Source organism: Rhodohalobacter sp. (genome assembly GCF_041686455.1).
Taxonomy (GTDB): Bacteria; Bacteroidota; Rhodothermia; order Balneolales; family Balneolaceae; genus Rhodohalobacter.
Map to the genome: position 1 here is coordinate 1 of NZ_JAWLDW010000084.1, position 11,444 is coordinate 11,444.

Annotated in this window: 10 protein-coding genes; 9 read left to right on the plus strand and 1 reads right to left on the minus strand. The window is 43.6% G+C overall.

Features of this window, described 5'->3' with window-relative positions:
* The 8 genes from ACESM0_RS09825 to ACESM0_RS09860 form a co-directional block, all read left to right on the plus strand.
* The coding region (locus ACESM0_RS09825; RefSeq protein ID WP_372906010.1) for an ammonium transporter at positions 1-1,293 on the plus strand (1,293 nt) is incomplete at its 5' end.
* Positions 1,294-1,384: 91 nt separating this feature from the next.
* Positions 1,385-2,056, plus strand: a complete 672-nt coding sequence (locus ACESM0_RS09830) for a hypothetical protein (RefSeq protein WP_372906012.1) — start codon at positions 1,385-1,387, stop codon at positions 2,054-2,056.
* A gap of 545 nt (positions 2,057-2,601) precedes the next feature.
* Entirely contained in the window at positions 2,602-3,159 is a 558-nt protein-coding gene (locus tag ACESM0_RS09835; RefSeq protein ID WP_372906014.1) for a peroxidase-related enzyme, read from the plus strand.
* Positions 3,160-3,340: 181 nt separating this feature from the next.
* Positions 3,341-4,081, plus strand: a complete 741-nt coding sequence (locus ACESM0_RS09840) for a helical backbone metal receptor (RefSeq protein WP_372906016.1) — start codon at positions 3,341-3,343, stop codon at positions 4,079-4,081.
* Between the two features lie 4 nt (positions 4,082-4,085).
* Positions 4,086-5,822 carry a tetratricopeptide repeat protein gene (locus tag ACESM0_RS09845; protein ID WP_372906018.1) on the plus strand — a complete coding sequence of 579 codons (1,737 nt, stop codon included), beginning with the start codon at positions 4,086-4,088 and terminating at the stop codon, positions 5,820-5,822.
* Between the two features lie 50 nt (positions 5,823-5,872).
* Positions 5,873-6,646 (plus strand): DUF4292 domain-containing protein, encoded by a 774-nt coding sequence (locus tag ACESM0_RS09850; RefSeq protein WP_372906020.1) that lies wholly within the window; start codon positions 5,873-5,875, stop codon positions 6,644-6,646.
* A complete protein-coding gene (locus ACESM0_RS09855; protein ID WP_372906021.1) occupies positions 6,643-7,980 on the plus strand; it encodes a murein hydrolase activator EnvC family protein in 1,338 nt (445 codons plus the stop codon). Before ACESM0_RS09850 ends, ACESM0_RS09855 begins: the two co-directional genes overlap by 4 nt.
* Positions 7,981-8,207: 227 nt before the next feature.
* Complete coding sequence (locus tag ACESM0_RS09860; protein WP_372906023.1) at positions 8,208-9,644, plus strand: choice-of-anchor B family protein; 1,437 nt, start codon at positions 8,208-8,210, stop codon at positions 9,642-9,644.
* Between the two features lie 120 nt (positions 9,645-9,764).
* On the opposite strand, the gene ACESM0_RS09865 is transcribed toward ACESM0_RS09860, so the two are convergent.
* A complete protein-coding gene (locus ACESM0_RS09865) occupies positions 9,765-10,253 on the minus strand; it encodes a YajQ family cyclic di-GMP-binding protein (RefSeq protein ID WP_372906025.1) in 489 nt (162 codons plus the stop codon).
* Positions 10,254-10,442: 189 nt separating this feature from the next.
* On the opposite strand from ACESM0_RS09865, the gene ACESM0_RS09870 reads away from it, so the two are divergent.
* Positions 10,443-11,444 (plus strand): hypothetical protein (locus ACESM0_RS09870; protein ID WP_372906027.1); only part of this gene is annotated, 1,002 nt, incomplete at its 3' end.

An 11,444-nucleotide genomic window follows, 5' to 3' on the forward strand; every position in this document is an offset into this window, starting at 1 on the left:
GCACAGGATGGGTCATACTCCACCTTAGCGGAATTCCAGGAATCACCGCAATACATAAAATTTATTATTGATAACCTCTGGATTCTGATTGCCGCATTTCTCGTTCTGCTGATGCACCTTGGTTTTGCATCCGTGGAAAGCGGGTTAACCCAATCCAAGAACTCTGTAAATGTCATTTATAAAAATGTCTTTATTCTCTGCACCGGTGTATTGATATACGCTTTTGTAGGATTTCAAATCATGTACCCCGGCGAGTTTAACGGAGTTTTAGGTTTCGGGGGATTCGGTATTGGCTACGATCCATCTGATACTGTTGGGATGCTAACACCCGCCTATGGTGCAGAAATGACCATCTGGACTGATTTTATTTTCCAGGCGATGTTTGCCGCAACGGCTGCCACCATTGTATCGGGGTGTGTAACCGGACGTATCAAGCTCTCATCGTTTATGTTGTTCGGGGTGCTTCTGCTTGCCATCGCTTATCCCATAACCGGCAGCTGGGTTTGGGGCGGAGGCTGGTTGGCCGAACTTGGATTTTATGACTTTGCAGGTTCAACACTGGTTCATGGAGTTGGAGGAATAGCCGGACTGGCCTGTGTGCTGTTACTCGGTGCACGTACCGGAAAATTTAAAGACGGAAAAGTTTTTGCCATTCCTGCACACAACATTCCCCTGGCAACTGTAGGAGTCTTTTTGCTTTGGGTTGGCTGGTTTGGATTTAACGGCGGCTCCGTACTTAGTGCCGATCCGGTCGGGGTATCGTACGTCTTTGTAACAACAGCACTAGCTGCTTGTGCCGGAGCCCTGGCTTCAATGATCACCACTCAATTAGTTATGAAAACACTGGACGCCCCAATGGCACTGAACGGCATTCTTGCCGGACTGGTGGGTATAACTGCAGGTGCTGATGTGATCTCAGTTTCCGACGCGGTACTTGTCGGGGGCGTCGCAGGTGTACTCGTTGTTCTTTCGATACTAATGTTCGACAAGCTGAAAATTGACGATCCCGTAGGTGCCATCTCCGTTCACGGTGTATGCGGCATCTGGGGAACTCTTGCCGTCGGCATGTTTACTGAGGCCAGTCTCTGGATTCAGTTCATCGGAGTCGTCGCAATTTTATCCGCTACGTTTGTTTTCTCGCTAACCGTATTCGGCCTGATCAAAGCCGTTCTGGGCGTGAGAGTATCACCTGAGGTGGAATCAGACGGACTGGATATTTCCGAGCATGGCAATAACGCTTATCCCGATTTTTCACCTGTAAAATCTTCCGAATTAGGAGCCTATACAGCTTAACCATCAACCTTAAATGGAGGAGCATGTATAACCCATTGTTATCTGCTCCCTCTGTTTATTCAAATAGCGACAACCACTAAAATCCACCATTATGAAAACCAAATCAAAAGCCTTTGCACTCTTTTTAGCCGGTTCGCTGTTTATGGCCGCCGACGCCTATTCACAACTTAGCGTTGGAACGGAAGCTTATAACCGATACGTGTGGCGAGGTGCCGATTTTGGCAATTCACCCAGTATACAGCCAGACATCAATTACACTGCAGGAAATTTTGAAATTGGCACCTGGGCTGCATTTGCCACCACAGGCAATACCGCAGGCACAGAAGTTGATTTCTACTCCTCTTATACCTTCGGCACTGAAGCAGGTGATTTTTCTCTGGCCATTACCGATTACACATTCCCGGACGATCCAGTAGGTAACTACTTCAGCAGTGAATCTCATTTCATCGAGATTGGTGCAGGTTATTCAGGTACCGAATCGTTTCCGATCACTGTTTTTACCGGCGTATTCGTAACCAATGATGATGACTACTCGGTTTACACCGAACTGGGATATGAGATCGGGGAAGTTGCCCTCTTCCTGGGTTTTACTCCATCCGAATCTCAACTTTACGGAACCACAGGAGCAGGGATTATCAACACCGGTTTTTCAGCTTCAAAAGAAATTCAGATCTCCGAAACATTCTCAGTTGATCTCAATAGCAGCGTGATCGCAAATCCCTATTCCGATAATCTCTACTTTCTGATCGGTTTTGGATTATAAAAAGCATCTATACCGCAACAACCCCTCTCCTTCAAGGCGATCTCCGGAATGTAACCGTCCTGCTGGATTCATCCGGAAGATTCCGCCTATTTGTGCACCCCCCCAGTCAAACCTGCTTCCTCTATTTCTAAGGAAGGCAGGATACTCCCAAAATTCTAAACTCGAACTGTTTTTAAAAAATTCTAAATAACCCTCCGGCCTTGATTGGTGGAGGAGTGGCTTGGTTTGCATCACAGCGCGGGAGACATCACAATATCGGCTCACTTTGGGAGCAATTGATGTTGTGTAACCGCGCGGGCAAACCAGGCCCGGAAGCAATCACAGTCGGGAGTTTTTGCTTACTTTTGGCGGCCCAAAAGTAATACGAAAGATATAAACACGTGGATATTCATTTTCACATTTTCAATTAATTTAAAATTATATGTGTAATGCATCTTCTCTCGTTCATGACTACCCATAAACAAATCTTTTACCTGAAATTGGGGTTTTCGATCTTTTTGCATAGTCTTCAAAGAGTATACGTCAATCATTAAACTGACAGAGAAATGCCACACATCAAAACCATTGACTACGAGAGTTCGGATCCGAAACTGAAAAAGGTCTATGACGACATCATCAAATCACGAGGGAAACTGGCTGAGGTTCATAAAATTCAGAGTCTGAATCCGGAAGCATTGGTCGCTCACATGGAACTCTATATGTCAACCATGTTTGGTAAATCCCCGCTGAAAAGATATCAGCGTGAGATGATGGCTGTGGTTGTTTCGGCAACGAACCGGTGTAACTACTGTATTGAGCATCACGAACAGGCTTTGCTCGCCTATTGGAAAGATGAAGAGAAAACGGAATTGTTAAAGCACGACCGCGCCAATCTTGACCTGTCCAAAACCGATCGGCAGCTCTGCAATCTCGCAGAAAACTTGACCGTAAATGAAGGCCCGGATTATGCCCAATACGTCCAACAGCTTAAAGATACCGGACTGGATGATCGAGCCGTCCTCGATGCAGTTCAGGTGATTGCCTATTTTAATTTTGTAAACCGAATGGTACTGGGGCTGGGTGTTGTGTTTGACGAAGAGGAGAAAAGAGGATACAATTACTAAAAACTCACTTTGTATATAAATTCTTTTAACTTTATCAGTCAGAAGTTTCCCTAATGAGCCGTGGCAATAAAGCATGTTACGATATCTGATGAAGTTTTGATTATTCATTTTCTCACAACCTCTAATAAAGGGTGCTTTTACATTCAACATTCCATCTCAGGTTTTTAATAAATGAATCTTCATGAAATCACCCCAAAAAATTATCAGTCTTGTTCCCTCTCTTACCGAGCTTCTGTTTGATTTAGGACTCGAAGATCAAATCATCGGACGAACACGATTCTGTATTCATCCTAAAGGAAAAGTAGATCAGGTTGAAATAATGGGCGGTACCAAAAATCCTCGGATTGATAAAATCCGGAAAGCCGAACCCGACCTGATCATCACTAACAAGGAGGAGAACCGGAAAGAGGACGTTGATGTTTTGCAAAAAGATTTCGACGTAATGATAACGGACATCAACACTATTGAAGATGCACTGCTTACTATTCACGATATTGGAAACCGGTGCGGGGCCAAAAAGCCCGCTGAAGATCTGATATCAGCAATCAGAAAAGAGTATCACAATGCACCCGATGAGCCGCAACTCACCGCTGCTTATATGATCTGGCGCGATCCGTGGATGACTGTAGGCGCTAATACATACATCCATTCCGTTCTCTCTCACTGGAAGTTGAAAAATGTTTTTGATAATCAGACAAGATATCCTAAGACAACACTTGATGAGCTATCCAATAAAAAACCTGACATTATTCTGCTCAGCAGTGAACCCTACCCTTTCAAGGAAAAACATATCACAGAAGTTGAAATAGCCTGCCCCGATTGCCGCGTGTTGCTTGTTGACGGCGAGTGGTTTAGCTGGTATGGCTCGCGCATGCTTCCCTCTTTCAAAAAGCTGAATAGTTTCCGGAAGGCAATTGGCTAGCAAAATGTATCAAAACACATCCGGATTTCGTTATCTTGCTGTTATGATCAAATCTACGTTTTCAACGCTACTGCTTATTTTCGCTCTATTTACCGGGATAGCCAACGCTCAGACATCGGATCAAGTCAGTCCTGAAGAGCGTGCTGAGGCTATGGAATATTTCATCCAGGGCATCACAGATTTCGAAAATGAGGACTACGAACAGTCGCTGGATAACCTTACCGCCGCACACCTGAAATTATCGGACAATCCCGGCATCAACTATGCACTCTCTGACGTATACCTGGCGATGGAAGATTACAGTAACGCCTCCTACTACGCCCAAATAGCGGCCAACAGTGAACCGGAAAATCGCTGGTATCAGCTGCAGCTGGCAGAAATTTATCGGCAATCCGGTCGCTATGAAGCAATCATTGATGTATTCGATACTATTCTGAACTATCATCCGGACGACGTTGATGTCCTTTTTATGAAATCACAGGCCTATGTCGAATTTGGAGAGCTTGAAAAGTCAAACGAGACGATCGACAAACTGATTGAACTCCGCGGCAGTGAATTTGAATTCCACCTTCGGAAATTTCAGAATTTCAACGCCATGCAGCAGCAGGAGAAAGCTTTGGAACAGCTTGAAATTATGCGTGAGCTGAATCCGGGCAACCTCTCCACACTCCACTCTATCAGTCAATACTATCTTGAATTGAATGATGAAGAGATGGCGCGTGAAACTCTTTTAGACGCACGGGAGCGCAATCCCAGAGATCCACAGACACTCATTCTCCTTGCTGAAATTTTTATCAATAACGAGGAGTGGGAAAATCTTGGAGAAACATTTCTAAGTATGATTGAAGATCCGCTTCTCTACCCTACGCAGAAAATGGAACTGGTTCAGTTTCTCTATAATCAACACCAACAGCGTCCTGAAGAAGAGATACTGGTCGAACAGACCGAAAAAGCGATTATTTCCTTCAGCCGAAATGAACCCGAATACGGTCCGGCTCAACTCATTGCTTCCGAATTTTTTATCCAGCAAAACAAACCGGAGCTCGCTTTAGAAACGCTGGAACGAGCATCAGAAGCATCACCTGAAGAACCAGATGTGTGGGGTCAGCGGCTGCAGATCCTGTTTTCGCAACAGCGCTATGAGGAAGTAATTGGGCTGAGTAAGAAGGCCACGGAGTTTGCATCTAATAATGCATTTGTACTCTTTTTTACAGGCGCTTCATATATGATGACCGACCAGTATGATAAATCAGCAGAACTGCTGAAAGAGGCCTCAAATGCTCCGGCAAGGAGAAATTTCAGATCCATTATTTACGGTACGCTGGGAGATGTTAATCAGGAACTGGATAGATGGGATCAGGCAAAAGACGCCTATGATATGGCACTGCGGTTAGACAGAAATAATCATAATGCACTCAACAACTATGCCTATTTTCTTTCTGATCGTGGTGAAAGACTGGGTGAAGCCCTCGAAATGGCCGAGCGTGCTATCTCCATTGAAGCTGAAAATGCCGCATATCTGGACACCATCGGCTGGATCCATTTTAAGATGGGGAACTATGAAGAGGCGCGCACGTATATACAAAAAGCGGTTGATACCGGTGATGCCAGCGCCGAGGTTTACGAGCATCTTGGAGATGTTTACAGAGAACTGGGAGATGACAAAAATGCCAGACTTTGGTGGAACAGGGCACTTGAGCTGGATCCGGATCTAAACCACTTGAAAGAACGAATTGACTAATCCATCAAATTGTGCCACTTTCTCTCTCATTACTGCATATCATCTACTGAATGAAAATTTTAGAAACAATACCACAACTTTCGACGGTTTTGGCCTTGGTGATAACCGGCATCATACTTGCTTCCTGCAGCAGTTCTGAACGGTTTCTATCTTTTGAGGATATGGAACCCGCATCCATCTCTAACCAGGAGTTGATGGATTTGGTCCCCGATTACTCCGATGATCTGGAAACACTGAAAGGCAACGGCAGAGCCATTGTAAGTGAGCCGGGCGGCAGTGACCGTGTTACTCTTCAATTTCAGTCTGATCGGGAAAAAAGTCTGATCACAATAAGAACAAGCATCGGAATTGAGGGTGGACAAATTCTGGTAGATTCCGACTCACTGCTAATCTACAACCGCGTGGATAAATACGCTGAAAAAGTATCTCTTCAACAGAGCAATCTGACCAGTATTGGATCACTCGCCTCACTGAATATGCTCGATATGTTTAACTTCACTATCGAGAAAGATGATATTCGCGGTATTTATGAAAATGAAGAGGTTTACGTAGCCGTACTAAATAACCGGACTCAGGTAACGCTTTCCAAGACCGACGGACTGATTCAAAATGTTGTGCAATCCGGAGGCGAAGCGGCCTATAGCCGAATAGATTATGAAGGTTACGCTCAAATTGAGGACTTTTATCTACCACGTAAAATCACCATTTTAAGCAGTGACGGAAAATCTCAGGCAACGTTCTTGGTTCAGCGCCTTGAGGTTAATAATACGTTACCACCTATGGATATTTCCATTCCTGAAGACATTCCAATTTACAGGATATGAACGTTCGCAACGCTCTCATTTTATTTTTGATCTTACCCCTCTGTTTTGGAGTGAATGATCTGTTTGCACAGGACAACTCTTACGAAGAGCAGCGCAATGAAATTGAAAAACAGCAAAACTCAACAAGAAGTCAGATTGAGACGCTGCAGGAGCAGATCGAAAATTACAACGAGCGTTTGGGGTATGCCACCGAACGTTATGACGAAATGTTCAGGCAGTACGAGGAAATGGAGCGTGTAATTACGCTTCAGCAGGAGAACATCCGGCAAATGAGCCGTGAACAGGAGCAGATTACTGCAGAAATCCGGCTCATTGAGCAAAACATTGCCCGACTCCAGGAAAGGCTCGAGACACTGATTAATGAGTACAAAGAGACTCTCACATTTCTATATAAAAATGGGCGCACCACAGAGATTGCGTTGCTTCTGAGTTCTGGATCATTTAACCAGCTACTGATTCGATCCTTTTACCTTGGAAAGTTTGATGAGTATCAGTCAGAACAAGCTGAACAGATCAAAAAGGCCCAAAACGAGTATGAGGCGTCCATAACTGACCTCGAAGAGACCCGCAAAAAAAATCAGGAGGCGCTGGCATCCATTCGTGAAGAGACCGAACAGCTTCAGCAGCGCCGGGAAATGCAGGAAAGAAATGTGCAGTTGCTTCGCCGGGATCGCGATAACTTACAAGAACAGCTCGAAATTCATCAGCGGCAGCTAAACGAGCTCACCCAGGTTTTAGAAAATCTTGTTGCAGAAGAGGAGCGAATTCAGCGTGAGGAGGAAGAGCGCCAACGACGGCTTGCTGAAGCTTCAGAAATTGAGGATGAGGATGAGCGCCGTGCAGCCGAAGCAAGATATTCAAATCCAGTCCTGCGCGAAAGCGGGATTTCCAATGAAGAACTGGCCGCATTTGAAAGTAGTTTTGAAGACAGCCGTGGTCAGCTGCCCTGGCCGGTTGACAATGGAACCATTACCCAAAAATTCGGGATTCGGTCACACCCGGTATTCAACACACAAACTAACTATCCCGGAATCGAAATCGCAACCGTTCCTGGAACAACCGTTCGCGTGATAAATGAAGGGTATGTATTTAGAATCCAAAACATTAGCGGATTCGGAGTTGTGGTCATGGTTCATCATGGCACCTATAAAACCCTTTACGGCAATATGAGCGAAATCTTTGTAAGAGAGAATCAGGTACTGCAACAAGGAGATGTCATCGGCCTTTCCGGAGACGAGGATACCCTCAATGGTGAAGTCATTATTTTTATGGTCGTTGAAGGCAGCGAGTATATTGACCCCCAGCGCTGGCTTCAATCTGAACCGGTGCCTTAATTAAACTTAAGTCATGAGCCTTAATAAGACACCACTTCCTCATCTGTTAATCCATCCTGTCGGCTTCCAACTTATGACAGATCCTTAACAGCTCATTTTAAACTCACGACATTAACCCTATAAATTAAATATGGAAAGAACATTTGTTTGTAACAGATGATACTTTTATTGTTTCAAATCAGTTCTTAATAAATTAAGTCTGAATCTATAAGAAGTATACTTTTTATATGAAAGGATCTGACTTCAACAATCTATTATCCAAGCCTGTGCACCCTTCCTATTTCTATAAAATTCAAAAACAATGTTTCAGGTTCTACGCAATTTTCACCCTCGCTATTCTCCTTACAGGATGTAAAGATTCCGGAACTGACGCTTCGATGGATAATCCGGATCAAATCTTCGATTCGGAATTAATAGAGTGCATAAACGGAATGGCCGCCTCCTTTCCCTGCAATAACGTTAGCCTTTATGCTGTGTTGAACCCGGAAGAGCTTCTCTCTAAACCTACCGGCGACCTTGAACCCCGACTGAACGATATTTGGGGATGGATAGATCCGGTAACCGAAAAAGAGTATGCGCTGGTCGGGTTAAGCGACGGAATTTCAATTGTAGATGTTACATTTCCAATGGAACCGGTTGTGATGGCCAAGTTACTCGACAATAACAACGCCGGCAAACGGGTAACGGCTACACAGCGCTTTCCCTGGTTATTCGATCATGATGAAGATGACGGGTTTAAAGAAGCTACCGTTTGGCGCGATATGAAAGTATATCAAAATACCCTCTATGTGGTAAGTGAAGAAGAAAATTCGGGCCTTCAGGTATTTGACCTGACCCGGATCCGGGATATTCAATCACCGCCCGAAATGCTCACAGAGGACTTTCGCTACAGAAAGTTTGGCAATGCCCACAATATTGCCATAAATGAAGAAACAGGTTACGCCTATGTTGTCGGTTCCACATTGGGTGAAACTTGTGCCGAGAGAGGAGGTTTACACATGATCTCACTTACCGAAAACCCACTGAACCCCCAGTATTCAGGCTGCTACTTTGAAGAGGAAGCGGGTGGCTGGACTATAAACGGATACATACACGACACTCAATGTGTAATTTACGAAGGACCTGACTCAAAACACTCAGGCAGAGAGATCTGTTTCTCTTCAAGTGAAACAACATTTACCATTACCGATGTAGACGACAAAGCTAATCCATTCACGATATTCAACTCCACCTATGATGATAGCAGCTATTCGCACCAAGGGTGGCTATCAGAAGATCACCGCTACTTTTTTATGAATGACGAACTGGATGAACTCACCACTGGGAATAACACAAGAACCTATGTGTGGGACGTACGGAATCTGGAGAGCGCTGAGATGATCGGATTTTATGAACACCCAACACAGGCGGTCGACCACAATCTTTATATCAAAAACGACTTTATGTACCAAGCCAATTACGCGGCAGGATTGCGTGTTTTGGATGTTTCAAACCCTTTACCGGAGGCGATTCAGGAAATTGGGTTCTTCAATACCACCCCTAACAATAACCGGGCTGAGTTTGAAGGATCTTGGTCGGTCTACCCCTGGCTATCTGGAGATAAAGTAATTGTAAGTGATATTCGTAACGGGCTATTTATCCTAAAGTTTGAGGAGAAGAACTAAATTCCAAATCACAAATTCCAATATCCCATCATGAGTACAGCCCACTTCATACAGTAAAAATAGATGGGTTCTTGTTTATTGTAGCTTGGTGCTTGGAATTTGTGATTTGAATAAAACCCATCATTTCATATTCACAAACTGAAGCGGGATTCCGAAATTTTTTGACTTCATATGGCTAATAACCTCCTGCAGATCGTCAATTTTCTTACCTGATACTCTCACCTGATCTTCCTGAATAGCCGGCTGAACTTTCAGCTTCAGATTTTTGATCTCTTTCACAATTTTCTTCGCGGTTTCCCGATCGATCCCCTCTTTGATTGTGGCACTCATCTTTACGTGCCCCTGAGACGTTCCCTCTTCAGATCCAAATTCCAAAGCCTTTGGCTCCAAACCTCGTTTTATAAAATGCTTGATCAGCATCTCTTTCACAGCATTCAGCTTCATGCTTTCTGCGGCAACCATATCAATCCGGTTCTCCTTTTTTTCAAATTCCACCTCTGTATGCAACCCTCTGAAGTCGTATCGGGTTGAAACTTCTTTTAACGTATTATTCACAGCATTATCTACTTCCTGTGCATTAATTTCATTTACAATATCAAACGAAGCCATATCATTTATTTTTTCAATTCAGGTTATTGGGTCTCATTTAGTCTGTATGCCAGAGACCCCGAAAATCACAATTATAAGCTTTTTAAATAACTTATATCAACCATTTTATCCTGATAATGTACTACGTTTATACATTTTTTATGTATTTTACTAAGCATAAAAAGTTTAGGTACGTTTTACTTGGGTGTTATGAAAATCAGTTTATTACTCTTATTCCTGTTGCAGGGTGTATTATCTGTTGGTGATACTGATAATTCCTATTCAGGCCTGTCTTATTCCCTGGAAAACGTTTCAACCGGTGAGGGGGTATCAGTAACCGTCCACCCTATAAATGGAAGTGTGTATATTCATTTCAGGGAGAATGACAACATAATCCAATTTTCAGAGGCCGGGCAAATTGATACTCTTGGCACGTTACCTGTTGAACTTAACAACAGGCAAATTCTAGATGCCCACCCTAATGGAAACGAACTTCTTCTTTGGGATTCAGGCTTGGGCAGAGTTCATTCATTCAATTTAAACACTTTAGAGTTTAAAAGGCTTGATGAATCACATAACCATATGAACCAATTTGGTCATGCCGCAACTTTGGATGATGATGGGAATATTTTCGCAATGGGTGGATATGGTTATTGGGAATTTAAAAATCATCTCGTCTACTACTCTCAAAGTGTCAAACAGTGGGAACTGCACTCAAAACCGAGCACTGAAATTGTACCGAAAAACTACGGAGGACGGCTTTTACGGACAAATGATACATTTTATTACTTCGTAAACACGATTTCTTCCAAAAACCAACACAGTTATGTGTACAAATACCTTCCCAATGATAATCAGTGGGTGCCTGATCAACAGCTTAATCAACTATTTTCTGAAAATTCACTTGATATAGAACGATCTCGCACTGGATTTGTGCAAACTTCAACTTATGCCATCGATCACAACCGAAATCTTATAGGTTTACTTCAGCACAACCGCTCGCAATCTCACTATGCCTATCTGATCGATCTTGAAGAAAATCAGATGTATGAGCTCGATCTTTCACAGCTCAATATTTACGATATTAAAAACTTTTTTTACGTTCCCGGCAAAGATCACTGGGTTATTTTAGGTCACCCGTTTTCTACAAACCGGCGCGACCAGTTGATATTACGCACTTTCGAATTTGATTTATCGCATCCTGCACTTTCG